This is a genomic window from Faecalimonas umbilicata (assembly GCF_004346095.1).
Taxonomy (GTDB): domain Bacteria; phylum Bacillota; class Clostridia; order Lachnospirales; family Lachnospiraceae; genus Faecalimonas; species Faecalimonas umbilicata.
Genome location: NZ_SLZV01000014.1, coordinates 36,293 through 54,124 on the forward strand (window position 1 = coordinate 36,293; position 17,832 = coordinate 54,124).

A 17,832-nucleotide genomic window follows, 5' to 3' on the forward strand; every position below is an offset into this window, starting at 1 on the left:
TTAGGAGGAAGGGAACATGGAAGAAGTCAGAAGGATCATGGCAGAACTGGACTGGAGTCCGCTTTGGATTTCTATGAAAACCGGTGTGGTTGCGACAGTAATCTCGTTTTTTTTAGGAATCTACGCGGCTAGAAAATCTGTGCAGGCGGGGCCGAGAATAAAAGCGGTTCTGGATGGTATACTGACACTTCCGATGGTGCTTCCTCCCACGGTTGCAGGTTTTTTCCTGCTGCTCATATTCAGCGTGCGGCGACCGTTTGGGGCATTTCTATATGGCAATTTTGACATCAAAGTCGTACAGTCCTGGGCCGGATGTGTGATCGCTGCGACGGTGATCGCATTCCCGCTGATGTATCGGAATGCACGGGCGGCATTTGAGCAGATCGATATCAATCTGATCCATGCGGCGCGGACACTTGGAATGTCAGAGTTTCGTATTTTCTGGACGGTAGTTATGCCGACCGCAGGTCCGGGAGTTACAGCGGGAACGATACTGGCATTTGCCCGGGCACTCGGAGAATATGGGGCGACTTCGATGCTGGCGGGAAATATTCCGGGAAAGACAGGGACGATCTCACAGAAGATCGCGATGGTCATTCAGGATGGTGATTATCTGACGGCAGGTGTATGGGTAGGGATCGTGATGGTCATCGCGTTTGGAATGATCTTCGTGTTGAATCTTGTGCTTGGAAGACGGATGAGACATATCAAGAGGTGGTAGTATGGCGATAGAAGTAAGGATACATAGAGAATTTGATGATTTTAAGCTGGATGTGCAGTTTCAGTCGGAAAGTAGAAGAATCGGGATCCTCGGAGCATCTGGATGTGGAAAGAGTCTTACACTAAAAAGCATTGCGGGGATTGAAAGACCTGAAACCGGGAAGATAGAATCCGCGGGGAAGGTCTTTTTTGATTCTGCAAAAAAAATATGGATGCCGCCGCAGGAGCGAAATGTCGGTTACTTGTTTCAGAATTATGCACTTTTCCCAACGATGACTGTGGAAAAGAATATTGGGATTGCACTTCGTTGTGGAAAAAAGGAAAAAGAAAAAAAAGTGCGGGACATGATTGAACGATTTTCCTTGCAGGGACTGGAAAAGAAACTTCCGGGGCAGTTGTCAGGAGGCCAGCAGCAGCGGACGGCGCTTGCGAGGATCATGATTTATGAGCCGGATATGATTCTGTTGGATGAGCCTTTTTCTGCATTGGACAGTTATTTGAAGGAACAGACACAGAGAGAATGCCTGGAACTGCTTCAAGATTATCCGGGCACTGTTATTTTAGTTTCGCACAGTCGGGATGAAATTTATCGTTTTAGTGAAGAAGTGCTGGTGATGGATGGCGGAAAAGCTGTTATCCAAAAAACGGTCAAAGAGTTGTTTGAGCATCCGCAGAAAGTAGCTGCGGCGAAGCTGACCGGATGTAAAAATATTGAAGAGATTGTATGGAAAGACGGGAAACACCTGTATGTGCCGGGATGGGATATGGTGATTCCTGCTGGAATGGGAAACGTAGGCGGTGCACAGGCAATCGGGATTCGGGCGCATGAATTTACAACAGAGCGTACAGAGTCAGACGGCGAACTTGTATTTCCGGTTTACAAATCGGAAGTGAAAGAGGATTTATTTGAGTATCATGTACAGTTTTTTACATCGGAACGTGCAAAAACTCCAGTTGTGTGGAAAGTTTCCAAGAAACTCTGGGATGTTGGTGAAAAAGGTGTGCCGAAGAGGCTGCATCTGAGGAGAGAGCATATATTGTTTTTGGAGAGAGAGTAGGAAGTTTCCGGAAAGAGTAGAAAATATGCTAGAAAAAGCGTATGATAGCAGAAAGAAGCATATGGAAAGAAGTTTTGAAAATAGGAGAAAGAAATATGAAATTATTTGACTTGCATTGTGATACGCTTGTTACCCTGGGAGAGAAAAAGGCAGATTTTTTCTGTTCGGAAACACAGTTCTCATTATGTGAGCTGGAAAAGTTCAGGTGCTTTTGCCAAACGATGGCGATTTTTATTCCGGATCAAGTCCGAGGAGAGGAGGCATTTGCATATTTTCTCAAGTACAAAGAATATTTGGATCAGCTTTTGCAGAGACAGGCAGAAGTTGTGGAAAAAATCAACTGTGGAGCAGATATCAGACGGATTACCGGGCAAGGAAAGTGCGCGGTAATTTTGGCGGTAGAAAGTGGTGCGGCGCTTGGAGGAAGGATAGAACGTATAGATGATCTGGCGGAGAGCGGCGTAAAAATCATGACGCTTGTCTGGAATGGAAAAAATGAGCTTGGGTCAGGACATGATACCGGGGAAGGGCTTACGCCGTTTGGAAAAGAAGTGATCAGAAAGATGGAAGAGAGGAGAATGATTGTAGATGTCTCTCATTTAAATGATCGAGGATTTGATGAAGTCTGTGAAGTGGCTGCGCGTCCGTTTGTTGCAACTCACTCGAATTTACGGTCAATCTGTTCGCATCCGAGAAACTTGAAAGAAGAACAGTTTTGTGAAATGGTTATGCGAGGAGGATTGGTAGGGATCAATCTTCATCAACCGTTTTTAAGTGATACAGGAGAGGGGAAAGAGGAGGACGTGTATCGGCATATTGACCGCATGTTGGAGTTAGGTGGAGAAAATGTGATCGCATGTGGAAGTGATTTTGATGGAGCAGATATCCATTTGTCGTTAAATACGCCTGTGAAATATGCAGAACTTGCAGAGAAGATGTTAAAAAGAGGGATCAAAGAAGCGGTAGTAGATAAAATCTTTTTTGAAAATGCAGAGCGATTTTTCAGAGAAAATGTATAGGGGGATGTGCAGGGGAGGAAAAGTCCTGCCCTTTTTAAATTGCTGAAAAAAACACTTGACAACAGAAAGTTTTCATGATACAGTTAAAAATGCGCTATTGTGGATAATAATGCCCGTAGTGCGCATATGAAAACACTCATAAATGCTTGTTTTCATTGTATATTCAAGGAAAATACAACGCAACCAAATAAATATACAAGGAGTGAAACGTCAATGGAGAAAAATAGAATTCGTCCCATCACAAATGGAAAAAGTTCCCGTATGAGCTATTCTAGACAAAAAGAAGTATTGCAGATGCCGAATTTGATCGAAGTCCAGAAGGATTCTTACCAGTGGTTTCTGGATGAGGGATTAAAAGAAGTATTCCGCGATATCTCTCCGATTGCTGATTACAGCGGTCACTTGAGTCTGGAGTTTGTAGACTTTACATTATGCGAAGATGATGTGAAGTATACGATCGAGGAATGTAAAGAGCGTGATGCAACTTATGCAGCACCGCTGAAAGTCAGAGTAAGACTTTATAATAAGGAAAAAGATGAGATCAACGAGCATGAAATCTTTATGGGAGATCTGCCGCTCATGACAGCGACCGGTACTTTTGTAATCAATGGTGCTGAGCGTGTTATCGTAAGCCAGTTAGTTCGTTCCCCTGGAATTTATTATGCGATTGCCCATGACAAAATCGGGAAAGAATTATTTTCATCAACAGTTATCCCTAACCGTGGGGCATGGCTGGAGTATGAGACAGACTCCAATGACGTTTTTTATGTTCGTGTAGACAGAACAAGAAAGGTACCGATCACAGTGCTGATTCGTGCACTTGGATTTGGTACGAATGCAGAAATTATTGAATTATTCGGAGAAGAGCCGAAGATTCTTGCAAGCTTTGGAAAAGATACGGCTGAGAATTATCAGGAAGGTCTTCTGGAATTATATAAGAAGATCCGTCCGGGTGAACCTCTTGCAGTAGACAGTGCAGAGAGCCTTATCACAAGCATGTTCTTTGACGCGAGACGCTATGACCTTGCAAAGGTTGGACGTTATAAATTCAATAAAAAACTTGCACTGAAGAACCGTATTTCTGGACAGAAAGCGGCAGAGACAGTTGTAAGCCCTCTGACAGGTGAAGTGCTTGTAGAGGAAGGACAGCTCATCACAAGGGAACTTGCAGAAGCAATCCAGAATGCAGCAGTTCCATATGTATGGGTACAGGGAGAAGAACGTAAGATCAAAGTTCTTTCCAATATGATGGTAGATTTAAAGGCGATCGTAGATATCGATCCAAAGGAAGTTGGAGTGACAGAGGCAGTCTTCTATCCGGTACTGGCAGGCCTTCTGGAAGAGACTGCAGGAGATGTAGAAGAACTCAAAGATGCAATCCGCAAGAACATCAATGAGTTGATTCCGAAACATATTACAAAGGAAGATATTCTTGCTTCCATTAACTACAATATTCACTTAGAGTATGGACTTGGAACAGACGATGATATCGACCACTTAGGAAACAGACGTATCCGTGCGGTTGGAGAACTGTTACAGAACCAGTACAGAATCGGTCTTTCCAGACTGGAGAGAGTTGTTCGTGAGAGAATGACTACACAGGATCTGGATGGTATTTCTCCACAGTCTCTGATCAATATCAAGCCTGTAACGGCAGCAGTGAAAGAATTCTTCGGTTCTTCACAGCTTTCACAGTTCATGGATCAGAACAACCCGCTTGGTGAGCTGACACATAAGAGACGTCTCTCTGCACTTGGACCAGGTGGTCTGTCACGAGACAGAGCCGGATTCGAGGTGCGTGACGTTCACTATTCTCATTATGGAAGAATGTGTCCGATCGAGACTCCTGAAGGTCCGAACATCGGTTTGATCAACTCTCTTGCAACCTATGCGAGAATTAACGAATATGGATTTATCGAGGCTCCGTATCGTAAGATTGATAAGACAGATCCGGCGAACCCGGTTGTCACAGAAGAAGTTATCTACATGACAGCAGATGAAGAAGATAACTACCATGTAGCACAGGCGAATGAGCCTTTGGATGAAGAAGGACATTTCCTTCACAAAAATGTTTCCGGTCGTTACCGTGAAGAGACACAGGAGTACGAGAGAAAGATGTTCGATTACATGGACGTTTCTCCGAAGATGGTGTTCTCAGTAGCGACAGCACTTATTCCTTTCCTGGAAAACGATGATGCCAACCGTGCGCTGATGGGATCCAACATGCAGCGTCAGGCAGTGCCGCTTCTTACAACAGAAGCGCCGGTAGTCGGAACAGGTATGGAAGTGAAAGCCGCTGTCGATTCTGGTGTATGTGTTGTTGCAGAGCAGGCAGGAACTGTGGAGCGCTCTACATCAAAAGAGATTACGATCAGACATGAAGACGGAACAAAGAAAACATATAAATTGACAAAATTCCTTCGCAGTAACCAGAGTAACTGCTACAATCAGAGACCGATCGTAGTCAAAGGAGAAAAAGTAGAAGCAGGTCAGGTAATCGCAGATGGACCATCTACATCAAACGGAGAGATGGCTCTTGGTAAGAACCCACTGATCGGTTTCATGACATGGGAAGGATACAACTACGAGGATGCTGTACTTCTGAGTGAAAGACTTGTACAGGATGATGTTTACACATCTGTACATATCGAAGAATACGAGGCAGAAGCTCGTGATACGAAGTTAGGGCCGGAAGAAATCACACGCGACATCCCGGGTGTTGGAGATGATGCACTCAAGGATCTTGATGAGAGAGGTATCATCCGCATCGGTGCAGAAGTGCGCGCAGGAGATATTCTTGTTGGAAAAGTAACTCCGAAGGGAGAGACAGAACTGACAGCGGAAGAGAGACTGCTCCGTGCGATCTTCGGGGAAAAGGCGAGAGAAGTAAGAGATACTTCCCTGAAAGTGCCTCACGGAGAATACGGTATCGTAGTAGATGCAAAAGTATTTACAAGAGAAAATGGTGACGAGTTATCTCCTGGAGTGAACCAGGCAGTCCGCATTTACATTGCACAGAAGAGAAAAATCTCTGTCGGTGATAAAATGGCCGGACGTCATGGTAACAAGGGTGTTGTTTCCCGTGTACTTCCAGTAGAAGATATGCCGTTCCTTCCAAACGGACGTCCGCTTGACATCGTGCTGAACCCACTTGGTGTGCCTTCACGTATGAACATCGGACAGGTACTTGAGATCCACTTAAGTCTTGCTGCGAAAGCATTAGGATTTAACATTGCAACGCCGGTATTCGACGGTGCAAACGAAAATGATATTATGGACACTCTGGATCTTGCAAATGATTATGTAAATCTTGAGTGGGAAGAATTTGAACAGAAACATAAAGAAGAGTTGCTGCCGGAAGTTATGCAGTATCTGTCAGACAACAGAGAACACAGAAAACTCTGGAAAGGTGTTCCGCTCTCAAGAGACGGTAAAGTTCGTCTCCGCGACGGTAGAACCGGAGAATATTTTGACAGCCCGGTTACGATCGGACACATGCACTATCTGAAGCTGCATCACTTGGTAGACGATAAGATCCATGCACGTTCTACTGGTCCTTACTCACTGGTAACACAGCAGCCATTAGGTGGTAAGGCACAGTTCGGTGGACAGAGATTCGGTGAGATGGAAGTTTGGGCACTGGAGGCATACGGTGCATCTTACACACTTCAGGAAATCTTAACTGTAAAATCAGATGACGTTGTCGGTCGTGTGAAGACATACGAGGCGATCATCAAGGGAGATAACATCCCAGAACCAGGAATTCCGGAATCCTTTAAAGTACTCTTAAAAGAACTTCAGTCACTTGGACTTGATGTCAGAGTACTCAGAGAAGACCAGACAGAAGTAGAGATCATGGAGACGATCGATTACGGTGAGACGGATTTACATTCAATCATCGAAGGAGACAGAAGATATAATTCAGAAGAAGAATCTTACGGGGAACACGGGTTCAGCAAACAGGAGTTTGACGGAGAAGAACTTGTGGACATCGAGGAGGATCTGACGGATTTTGATGCAACTGATGACATCGATTTTGAAGCAATTCTTGACGAAGAATAGAAGAAGGGAGTGCCACAAATGACAGCCACAAATAATGAAACATCATATCAGCCAATGACGTTTGATGCAATTAAAATTGGATTGGCATCACCTGAGAAGATTTTAGAGTGGTCAAGGGGAGAAGTTACAAAACCTGAGACAATTAACTATAGAACATTAAAACCAGAGCGTGACGGTCTGTTCTGCGAAAGAATTTTCGGACCAAGCAAAGACTGGGAATGCCACTGTGGAAAATACAAAAAAATCCGCTACAAAGGCGTTGTCTGCGACCGCTGTGGTGTAGAGGTAACAAAGGCGAGTGTCCGCCGTGAGCGTATGGGTCATATTGACCTTGCCGCTCCGGTGTCTCACATCTGGTATTTTAAAGGAATTCCGAGCCGTATGGGACTGATCCTTGATCTTTCTCCGAGAACACTTGAGAAAGTATTGTATTTTGCTTCCTATATCGTACTGGATAAGGGAGAGACAAACTTACAGTACAAACAGGTGTTATCTGAGCAGGAATACCAGGATGCAAGAGAGGCATGGGGAAATAATTTCCGTGTCGGAATGGGAGCAGAAGCAATTCAGGAATTGCTTCAGGCAATCGATCTTGAGAAAGAATATGTAGAGCTTCAGGCAGGATTAGAAGGAGCAACTGGACAGAAGCGTGCAAGAATCGTGAAGCGTCTGGAAGTTGTAGAGGCGTTCCGTGATTCCGGAAACAAACCGGAATGGATGATCATGACTGTGATCCCGGTTATTCCGCCGGATTTACGTCCGATGGTACAGCTTGATGGTGGACGTTTTGCTACTTCTGACTTAAATGATCTTTACAGAAGAATCATCAACAGAAACAACCGTCTGAGAAGACTGTTAGAGTTAGGTGCGCCTGACATTATCGTCCGCAATGAAAAGAGAATGCTTCAAGAAGCAGTAGACGCCCTGATTGATAACGGACGCCGCGGACGTCCGGTAACAGGACCAGGAAACAGACCGTTAAAATCACTTTCCGATATGCTGAAAGGTAAATCCGGACGTTTCCGTCAGAACCTGCTCGGAAAACGTGTTGACTACTCTGGACGTTCCGTTATCGTTGTAGGACCGGAACTGAAGATTTATCAGTGTGGTCTTCCAAAAGAGATGGCGATCGAGTTGTTCAAGCCGTTCGTAATGAAAGAGCTTGTAGCAAACGGTACCGCTCACAATATTAAAAACGCAAAAAAAATGGTTGAGAGATTACAGCCGGAAGTATGGGATGTCTTAGAAGACGTGATCAAAGAGCATCCGGTTATGTTAAACCGCGCCCCTACTCTTCACAGACTTGGTATCCAGGCATTTGAGCCGATTCTTGTAGAAGGTAAGGCGATCAAGCTTCATCCGCTTGTATGTACAGCGTTCAACGCTGACTTCGATGGTGACCAGATGGCTGTGCACCTTCCGTTGTCTGTAGAAGCACAGGCAGAATGCCGCTTCTTACTCTTATCTCCAAATAACCTTCTGAAACCTTCAGACGGTGGTCCGGTAGCAGTTCCGTCCCAGGATATGGTACTTGGTATCTATTACCTGACACAGGAAAGACCGGGAGCAAAGGGAGAAGGAAAGTACTTTAAGAACTTAAATGAGGCAATCCTCGCGTATGAAAATGGCGTGATCACGCTTCACTCTAAGATTAAAGTGCGTGTTACAAAGACAATGCCAAACGGTGAAGTGAAGACTGGAAATGTAGAATCTACACTGGGAAGATTTATCTTTAACGAGATCATCCCACAGGATCTTGGATTTGTAGATAGAAGCATTCCGGGAAATGAACTGCTTCTGGAAGTAGACTTCCATGTAGGAAAGAAACAGAATAAGCAGATTCTTGAAAAAGTAATCAATACACACGGTGCAACAAAGACAGCCGAAGTATTAGACTTAATCAAGGCGACAGGATATAAGTACTCTACAAGAGCAGCCATGACTGTTTCGATTTCTGATATGACAGTGCCTCCGCAGAAGCCGGAGATGATTCAGAATGCACAGGATACTGTGGATAGAATCACAAAGAACTTCAAGCGTGGTCTGATCACAGAAGAAGAACGTTACAAAGAAGTTGTAGAGACATGGAAAGAGACTGATGATAAGCTGACAGAGGCACTGTTATCAGGACTTGATAAATACAATAACATCTTCATGATGGCAGATTCCGGAGCCCGTGGTTCTGACAAGCAGATCAAACAGCTTGCAGGTATGCGTGGATTGATGGCAGATACAACAGGTCGTACGATCGAGCTCCCAATCAAGTCAAACTTCCGTGAAGGTCTTGACGTATTGGAGTACTTCATGTCTGCCCATGGAGCTCGTAAAGGACTTTCTGATACAGCGCTTCGTACAGCCGACTCTGGATACCTGACAAGACGTCTTGTTGACGTATCACAGGAACTTGTTATCCGTGAAGTAGACTGTGTGGAAAAAGGTGCTGAGATTCCAGGTATGTATGTAAGAGCATTCATGGATGGAAACGAAGTTATTGAAAGCTTACAGGAACGTATCACAGGACGTTATTCCTGCGAGACTATCTGTGACAAAGATGGAAATGTGCTTGTAAAAGCAAATCATATGATCACACCGAAACGTGCAGAGAACATCATGAAATACGGTGTGAATGCACAGGGCGGAGAGATTACAGAAGTGAAGATCCGTACGATTCTTTCTTGTAAGTCACACATCGGAATCTGTGCAAAATGCTACGGTGCAAATATGGCAACGGGAGAACCGGTACAGGTTGGAGAAGCAGTCGGTATCATTGCCGCTCAGTCAATCGGTGAGCCGGGTACACAGCTTACGATGCGTACATTCCATACCGGTGGTGTTGCCGGTGACGATATCACACAGGGTCTTCCTCGTGTCGAGGAGCTTTTTGAGGCAAGAAAGCCGAAGGGTCTTGCAATCATCACAGAATTTGGTGGAGTTGCAACCATCCATGATACTAAGAAGAAACGTGAGATCATTGTGACAAACAACGAGACAGGAGAATCCAAAGCATATCTGATCCCTTACGGTTCCAGAATCAAAGTGCAGGATGGAGCAGTGTTAGGAGCAGGTGATGAGCTGACAGAAGGTAGTGTGAACCCACACGATATTCTGAAGATCAAAGGACTCCGTGCAGTACAAGATTACATGATCCAGGAGGTACAGCGCGTATACCGTCTCCAAGGTGTAGAAATCAACGATAAGCATATCGAGGTCATTGTACGTCAGATGCTGAAGAAGATCCGCATCGAGGAAAAGGGTGATACAGAATTCTTACCAGGAACAATGGTAAATGTACTTGAATTTGACGATGTGAACGAGAAGATGATCGCAGAAGGAAAAGAGCCTGCAACAGGTGTTCAGGTAATGCTTGGTATTACAAAAGCTTCTCTTGCAACAGATTCCTTCTTATCAGCAGCTTCCTTCCAGGAGACAACAAAAGTCCTGACAGAGGCGGCAATCAAAGGTAAAGTGGACCATCTGATCGGTGTGAAAGAAAACGTATTGATCGGTAAACTCATTCCAGCAGGAACAGGTATGAGAAAATACCGTGATGTAAAACTGGATACAGATATGGCAATGGAAGATGAGATTTCTTTAGAAGACTTTGAGACATTTACATTATCTGAGGAAAGTGTAGCAGAGCTGGAAGCACAAGATGTATTGGTCGAGGATTTATTTAATTCGATAGAAGAATAAAAGAGGAGGGTGAGGCTGAAAAAGTCTTGCCCTCTTTTGCTACGCGGAAGACGTTCTGCTGGATATTACATAAGAGGTTTGAAGAAGGAGACATGTATGGTTGACTGGATCATAGGAATTGGAGTTGCTGTGCTGGTTGTTTTGATTATCAGACAGCAGTTTCGAAAGAAAAGAAATGGACAAAGTGGATGTGGATGAGGCGGTTGCAGCGGTTGTGCCGGAACTTGTCCGACGGACAGAAAAGATCAGAATTGACAGTAGAAAGAAGAAGAGAATATAATAAAAAATAGAGGGTTCTGCTGGGAGAATTTATTAGTGAAAGGGAAACCAGCCAGACATAAATTAAGAGATAGCAGGAGGAAGAAAAATGTTTCAAGATAAGCTGAACCGTGTATTGAATGCGATGAAAGACGCAGGACTGGAACAAATGATTGTTGCAGATCCTGCATCGATCTACTATCTGACAGGAAGAATGATCCTGCCGGGAGAGAGGATGCTAGTACTGTATCTGAACCAGAATGGAGATCACAAGCTGATCCTATCTAAACTTTTCCCACAGGAAGGAGAAGTTGGAGTGGATGTCATCTATTTTGATGATGTGGAGGACAGTGTGGAAATCCTTGCACGATATGTGGAAAAAGAGAAAAAAGTAGGAGTGGACAAGATTTGGCCGGCAAAATTTTTACTTCGTCTGATGGAGCTGGAAGCAGGAAGTGCGTTTGTCAATGCTTCTTTTGTACTGGACGATATTCGGCAGATCAAAGATGCAGATGAGATTTGTAAAATGAAAGAAGCTTCCAGACTGAATGATATGGCAGTGGAGCGACTGATACCGCTTGTGAATCAGGGGATGACAGAACAAGAGTTGGCAGAAGAATTGCAGAAGATATATCTAGAACTGGGTGCAGAAGGATATTCTTTTGAGCCAATCTGTGCTTATGGGGCAAATGCGGCAGATCCACATCATATGACAGATACGGTCAGTGTCGGCAAAACAGGAGATTCGGTTGTGCTTGATATTGGCTGTAAGAAGGATGGATATTGCTCTGATATGACGAGAACCGTCTTTATCGGTGAGGCTTCTGAGCAGGCAAGAGAAGTGTATGATACCGTGCTTCAGGCAAATCTGAGGGCGATTGCGGCAGTAAAACCAGGTGCGCGTTTCTGTGATGTGGACAAAGCAGCCCGAGATTACATTACAGAGAAAGGCTATGGACCATATTTTACACACCGCACAGGACACTGCATCGGACAAGAAGTGCATGAGGCGGGGGATGTTTCTTCTGTGAATGAAAACGTGTTGAAGCCGGGAATGATCTTCTCCATCGAGCCGGGCATTTACCTTGAAGGGAAAGTGGGAGTCCGTATCGAAGATCTTGTTCTTGTGACAGAAGAAGGGTGCGAAGTGCTGAATCGAGCAGATAAAGCATTGAGAATTATCTAAGATGGTAGTAAAAAATATGTTGAATATGCAGCTGATGATCTTTCTTCTTGTGATCATTGGTTTCTGCATCCGAAAAAAGGGGATTGTGGGCACAGAGGGGCGGAAGAACATGGTAGACCTCTGTCTTTTTGTCACACTTCCGTTTAATATTATTCATTCATTTTTTATGGAATGGGATTGGGGGATGATGGTTTCCTGCGCGATCGTATTATTCCTGTCAATTGGATATAATGTAGTCAGTATTGTGACGAGTTTTGTATGCTACCGAAAAGAACCACATTACAGGCAGAAGACACTTCGGTATGGGACGATCGTGTCAAACGGCGGTTTCCTAGGAAATCCAATTATTGAGGGGATTTACGGAAGCAGCGGACTTTTTTATGCATCTATTTTTATGATCCCTGTCCGGATCGTGATGTGGACGATTGGAATGTCTGTGTTTATGAAAGGAAGCGGGCAGGAAGAAAAAGCAGGGAAACGCAGCCTGTTTCGAAAAGTGATGACCAATCCCTGCATTGTGGCGGTGTATACCGGGGCAATTCTGATGGGGAGCGGAATCAGCCTTCCGACCTTTCTGGAAAATACTATTTCGGGGATCAGCAGCTGTAATACACCGCTCAGTATGATGCTGGTAGGGATGATGCTTGCCGAAATGAATCCGAAGGGACTTTTGACCAAGTCCGTTGCCTTTTACACATTTGTCCGGCTGATTGTTGTGCCAGGGATTGTGTTTGGATTGACGGCACTACTTCCGATCGATCCGCTTCTTCGGGGAATCACAGTGATCATTGCAGCGATGCCGACACCGATTACAGCAGTACTTCTGTCAGGAAAACATGGCGGGGATGAACAGTGCGCTGCGGGAATGCTGTTTGTATCTACGCTTCTGTCGCTCGTGACGTTGCCGATCTGGTGCATGTTTTTATAGAAAAGCAGGGAAAGCAGAAAAAAGTTTGCAGGATTGCGACTTTTTTTTGCTTTTTTTGTCTGGGTGCTTGACATTTGGGGAAAATCGTAATAGACTAATAGAGCGTGCATAGGAATATGTATATTTTTTATGCACAAAAAGAGTGAATAAAAGCTCAGCAACCAGGAGTTCTTCGCGAAAAGAAGAACAGGAAATATCATAGGAGGTGAAAGGAATGCCAACATTTAATCAGTTAGTAAGAAAAGGACGTCAGACATCTGTAAAGAAATCTACAGCTCCAGCTCTTCAGAAAGGTTACAACTCTTTAAAAAAGAAAGCAACTGACACATCTGCACCACAGAAAAGAGGTGTGTGTACAGCAGTTAAAACAGCTACACCTAAGAAGCCTAACTCAGCTCTTAGAAAGATTGCCAGAGTTCGTCTTTCTAACGGTATCGAAGTAACAAGCTATATCCCAGGAGAAGGACACAACCTTCAGGAACACAGCGTTGTTCTGATCCGTGGTGGTAGAGTAAAAGACTTACCAGGTACAAGATACCACATCGTCAGAGGAACACTTGATACAGCAGGTGTTGCTAAGAGAAGACAGGCGCGTTCTAAATACGGTGCTAAGAGACCGAAAGACGCAAAGAAATAAGAATCAGTAACAAAAATCGTATCACAAACAGAACTATGATTCCAGTAGGTTGCGGGTTATATCGATAGAGATAGTAAGTCCCGCACGAACACATTATCATTAGAAAGACACATGTGAGTACCGATGAATTAATTAAGTAATTTTGAACATTTCAAAACAATGATTAAGGAGGGAAGGACCGTGCCACGTAAAGGACATACTCAAAAAAGAGACGTATTAGCGGATCCATTATACAATAACAAAGTGGTTACAAAGCTTATCAACAACATCATGTTAGATGGTAAGAAAGGTGTAGCTCAGAAGATTGTATACGGAGCATTTGAAAGAATCGAAGCAAAAGCTGAGAAACCAGCGATTGAAGTATTCGAAGAAGCAATGAACAACATTATGCCAGTGCTTGAAGTAAAAGCAAGACGTATTGGTGGAGCAACATATCAGGTACCGATCGAAGTAAGAGCAGACAGAAGACAGGCTTTAGCACTTCGTTGGATCACATTGTATTCTCGTAAAAGAGGAGAGAAGACAATGGAAGAAAGACTGGCAAACGAACTTTTAGATGCAGCTAACAACACAGGTGCATCAGTGAAGAAGAAAGAAGACATGCACAAGATGGCAGAGGCTAACAAAGCATTTGCTCATTACAGATTCTAAGGGAGGAAAAAGTCTTGGCTGGAAGAGAATATCCATTAGATAGAACTAGAAACATCGGTATTATGGCTCATATTGATGCTGGTAAAACAACAACAACTGAGCGTATTCTTTACTATACTGGTGTTAACCACAAAATCGGTGATACTCACGAAGGTACTGCTACTATGGACTGGATGGCTCAGGAGCAGGAAAGAGGTATCACAATCACTTCAGCTGCTACAACATGTCACTGGACACTGCAGGAAAACTGCAAGCCAAAAGCTGGTGCGTTAGAGCACCGTATCAACATCATTGATACTCCGGGACACGTTGACTTTACAGTAGAGGTTGAGCGTTCACTCCGTGTACTTGACGGTGCAGTTGGTGTATTCTGTGCAAAAGGTGGAGTAGAGCCTCAGTCAGAAAACGTATGGCGTCAGGCTGACACATACAACGTACCAAGAATGGCATTCATCAACAAGATGGACATCTTAGGTGCAAACTTCTACGGAGCAGTAGAACAGATCAAAACAAGATTAGGTAAAAACGCAATCTGTATCCAGCTTCCAATCGGAAAAGAAGATGAATTCAAAGGAATCATCGACTTATTTGAAATGAAAGCATATATCTACAACGATGATAAAGGTGATGATATTTCCATCACAGATATCCCGGAAGATATGAAAGAAGACGCAGAGCTTTACCGTACAGAATTAGTTGAGAAAATCTGTGAATTAGATGATGACTTAATGATGGAATACCTGGAAGGAGAAGAACCTTCAACAGAAGCATTAAAAGCAGCTTTAAGAAAAGGAACATGTAACTGTGATGCTGTTCCGGTATGCTGTGGTACTGCTTACAGAAACAAAGGTGTTCAGAAACTTCTTGATGCAGTTATCGAATTCATGCCTTCACCACTTGACGTACCTGCTATCCAGGGTATTGATGAAGACGGAAACGATGTTGTAAGAGAATCATCTGATGAAGGACCGTTCTCAGCATTAGTATTCAAGATTATGACTGACCCATTCGTAGGTAAGTTAGCATACTTCAGAGTTTACTCTGGAACAATGAACTCAGGTTCTTACGTATTAAATGCAACAAAAGGTAAGAAAGAACGTGTTGGACGTATCTTACAGATGCATGCAAATAAGAGAGAAGAGCTTGACAAAGTATACTCAGGAGATATCGCAGCAGCGATCGGATTTAAGTTCTCTACAACTGGAGATACAATCTGTGACGAGCAGCACCCGGTAATCCTTGAGTCTATGGAATTCCCAGAGCCGGTTATCGAGTTAGCGATTGAACCAAAGACAAAAGCTTCTCAGGGTAAATTAGGTGAATCTTTAGCAAAACTTGCAGAAGAAGACCCGACATTCCGTGCTCATACAGATCAGGAAACTGGTCAGACAATCATCGCTGGTATGGGTGAGCTTCACCTTGAAATCATCGTAGACAGACTTCTTCGTGAATTCAAAGTAGAAGCAAACGTAGGTGCACCACAGGTTGCTTACAAAGAATCCTTTACAAAAGCAGTTGATGTAGACAGCAAATATGCAAAACAGTCAGGTGGACGTGGACAGTACGGACACTGTAAAGTTAAATTTGAACCAACAGACGTCAACGGTGAAGAGACATTCTTCTTCGAGTCAACAGTTGTCGGTGGTGCAATTCCGAAAGAATACATCCCGAAGGTTGGAGAAGGTATCGAGGAAGCTATGAAGTCTGGTACACTTGGCGGATTCCCGGTAGTAGGTATCAAAGCTACTGTATATGATGGTTCTTACCATGAAGTCGATTCAAGTGAAATGGCATTCCACATTGCCGGATCTTTAGCTTTCAAAGAAGCTATGGCAAAAGCTGCACCAGTTTTACTTGAACCAATCATGAAGGTAGAAGTAACAATGCCAGAAGAATACATGGGAGATGTTATCGGTGACATCAACTCTCGTCGTGGACGTATCGAAGGTATGGACGACCTCGGCGGTGGTAAGATTGTTCGTGCATATGTTCCATTATCTGAGATGTTTGGTTACTCTACAGACTTACGTTCTAAGACACAGGGACGTGGTAACTACTCAATGTTCTTTGAGAAGTATGAGCCAGTTCCGAAGAACGTACAGGAGAAAGTGTTATCTAACAAAAACGCTTAATCAACCGTAAAATATATCGTATCTGACAACCGGATATGGCTTCTGAGATTTTCTTGGGCAGATTCGGTTGTTTGATATAAAAAAATCAGAAAAAGGCTTGAAAAACAATGCGATTTGAAATATAATCGAAGTAGTCGAGTTAAACTGAAACTAATAGAATTGTCTTCGTTAAGAAGACATATAATAAGGAGGATTATTCAAAATGGCTAAAGCTAAATTTGAAAGAAGCAAACCACATGCTAACATTGGTACAATCGGACACGTTGACCATGGTAAAACAACTTTAACAGCTGCTATCACAAAAACTCTTGCAGCAAGAGTAGAAGGTAACACAGCAACAGATTTCGAGAACATCGATAAAGCTCCAGAAGAAAGAGAACGTGGTATCACAATCTCTACATCACACGTTGAGTACGAGACAGAGAACCGTCACTACGCTCACGTTGACTGCCCAGGTCATGCTGACTACGTTAAGAACATGATCACAGGTGCTGCTCAGATGGACGGTGCTATCCTTGTTGTTGCTGCAACAGATGGTGTTATGGCTCAGACAAGAGAGCACATCTTACTTTCTCGTCAGGTAGGTGTTCCTTACATCGTAGTATTCATGAACAAATGTGACATGGTAGACGATGAAGAGTTATTAGAATTAGTTGAAATGGAAATTCGTGAATTATTAGACGAATACGAATTCCCAGGAGATGACACTCCAATCATCCAGGGATCTGCTCTTAAAGCTCTTGAAGATCCAAACGGAGAATGGGGAGACAAGATCATGGAACTTATGGCAGCTGTTGACAGCTACATCCCAGATCCAGAACGTGCAACAGACAAACCATTCTTAATGCCAGTAGAGGACGTATTCTCTATCACAGGACGTGGTACAGTTGCAACTGGTAGAGTTGAGCGTGGTACACTTCACGTATCTGACGAAGTTGAAATCGTTGGTATCAAAGAAGAAACACGTAAAGTTGTTGTAACAGGTATCGAGATGTTCCGTAAACTTCTTGACGAAGCTCAGGCTGGTGACAACATCGGTGCATTACTTCGTGGTGTTCAGAGAACAGAAATCGAAAGAGGACAGGTTCTTGTTAAACCAGGTAGTGTTACATGTCACACAAAATTCACAGCTCAGGTTTACGTATTAACAAAAGACGAAGGTGGACGTCACACACCATTCTTCAACAACTACAGACCACAGTTCTACTTCAGAACAACTGACGTAACAGGTGTTTGCCACTTACCAGAAGGTACAGAAATGTGCATGCCTGGAGATAACGTAGAAATGTCTATCGAACTGATCCATCCAGTAGCTATGGAACAAGGTTTACGTTTCGCTATCCGTGAAGGTGGACGTACAGTAGGATCAGGAAGAGTTGCTACAATCATCGAATAATTAAAAGATGAATAAATTTTGAGGGATTGCCGTAAGGCAGTCCCTTTTTGCATGACAGGTTGCCAGTTTGTATGATAAAATATTTTTGTATT

The 17,832-nt window shown here is 43.7% G+C and carries 12 protein-coding genes; all 12 read left to right on the forward strand.

The window, feature by feature from the left end:
- Positions 1–16 precede the first annotated feature (16 nt).
- The 12 genes from modB to tuf all read left to right on the forward strand — a co-directional run bounded on the left by modB (position 17) and on the right by tuf (position 17,740).
- Positions 17–721, forward strand: coding sequence for a molybdate ABC transporter permease subunit (modB, locus tag EDD74_RS07750; RefSeq protein WP_016441033.1), 705 nt, complete (start codon positions 17–19; stop codon positions 719–721).
- Position 722: 1 nt separating this feature from the next.
- Complete coding sequence (locus EDD74_RS07755) at positions 723–1,778, forward strand: sulfate/molybdate ABC transporter ATP-binding protein (protein WP_116441442.1); 1,056 nt, start codon at positions 723–725, stop codon at positions 1,776–1,778.
- A gap of 95 nt (positions 1,779–1,873) precedes the next feature.
- Positions 1,874–2,797 (forward strand): dipeptidase, encoded by a 924-nt coding sequence (locus EDD74_RS07760; RefSeq protein WP_116441441.1) that lies wholly within the window; start codon positions 1,874–1,876, stop codon positions 2,795–2,797.
- Positions 2,798–3,010: 213 nt separating this feature from the next.
- The gene (gene rpoB / locus EDD74_RS07765) at positions 3,011–6,859 is read left to right on the forward strand and encodes a DNA-directed RNA polymerase subunit beta (protein ID WP_008976712.1); all 3,849 of its coding nucleotides are present in this window, start codon (positions 3,011–3,013) and stop codon (positions 6,857–6,859) included.
- Between the two features lie 18 nt (positions 6,860–6,877).
- Positions 6,878–10,552, forward strand: coding sequence for a DNA-directed RNA polymerase subunit beta' (gene rpoC / locus EDD74_RS07770; RefSeq protein WP_008976711.1), 3,675 nt, complete (start codon positions 6,878–6,880; stop codon positions 10,550–10,552).
- 96 nt (positions 10,553–10,648) lie between these two features.
- Complete coding sequence (locus EDD74_RS07775; protein ID WP_009263107.1) at positions 10,649–10,750, forward strand: FeoB-associated Cys-rich membrane protein; 102 nt, start codon at positions 10,649–10,651, stop codon at positions 10,748–10,750.
- 169 nt (positions 10,751–10,919) lie between these two features.
- Positions 10,920–11,996 carry a M24 family metallopeptidase gene (locus EDD74_RS07780; protein ID WP_008976710.1) on the forward strand — a complete coding sequence of 359 codons (1,077 nt, stop codon included), beginning with the start codon at positions 10,920–10,922 and terminating at the stop codon, positions 11,994–11,996.
- A gap of 1 nt (position 11,997) precedes the next feature.
- Positions 11,998–12,924 (forward strand): AEC family transporter, encoded by a 927-nt coding sequence (locus EDD74_RS07785; RefSeq protein WP_008976709.1) that lies wholly within the window; start codon positions 11,998–12,000, stop codon positions 12,922–12,924.
- A 214-nt stretch (positions 12,925–13,138) separates the two neighbouring features.
- Positions 13,139–13,561 (forward strand): 30S ribosomal protein S12, encoded by a 423-nt coding sequence (gene rpsL, locus EDD74_RS07790; protein ID WP_009263105.1) that lies wholly within the window; start codon positions 13,139–13,141, stop codon positions 13,559–13,561.
- A gap of 180 nt (positions 13,562–13,741) precedes the next feature.
- Positions 13,742–14,212, forward strand: a complete 471-nt coding sequence (rpsG, locus tag EDD74_RS07795) for a 30S ribosomal protein S7 (RefSeq protein ID WP_009263104.1) — start codon at positions 13,742–13,744, stop codon at positions 14,210–14,212.
- A 14-nt stretch (positions 14,213–14,226) separates the two neighbouring features.
- The gene (fusA, locus tag EDD74_RS07800) at positions 14,227–16,344 is read left to right on the forward strand and encodes an elongation factor G (RefSeq protein WP_016441028.1); all 2,118 of its coding nucleotides are present in this window, start codon (positions 14,227–14,229) and stop codon (positions 16,342–16,344) included.
- Between the two features lie 202 nt (positions 16,345–16,546).
- Positions 16,547–17,740, forward strand: a complete 1,194-nt coding sequence (tuf, locus tag EDD74_RS07805) for an elongation factor Tu (protein WP_008976705.1) — start codon at positions 16,547–16,549, stop codon at positions 17,738–17,740.
- Positions 17,741–17,832 lie beyond the last annotated feature (92 nt).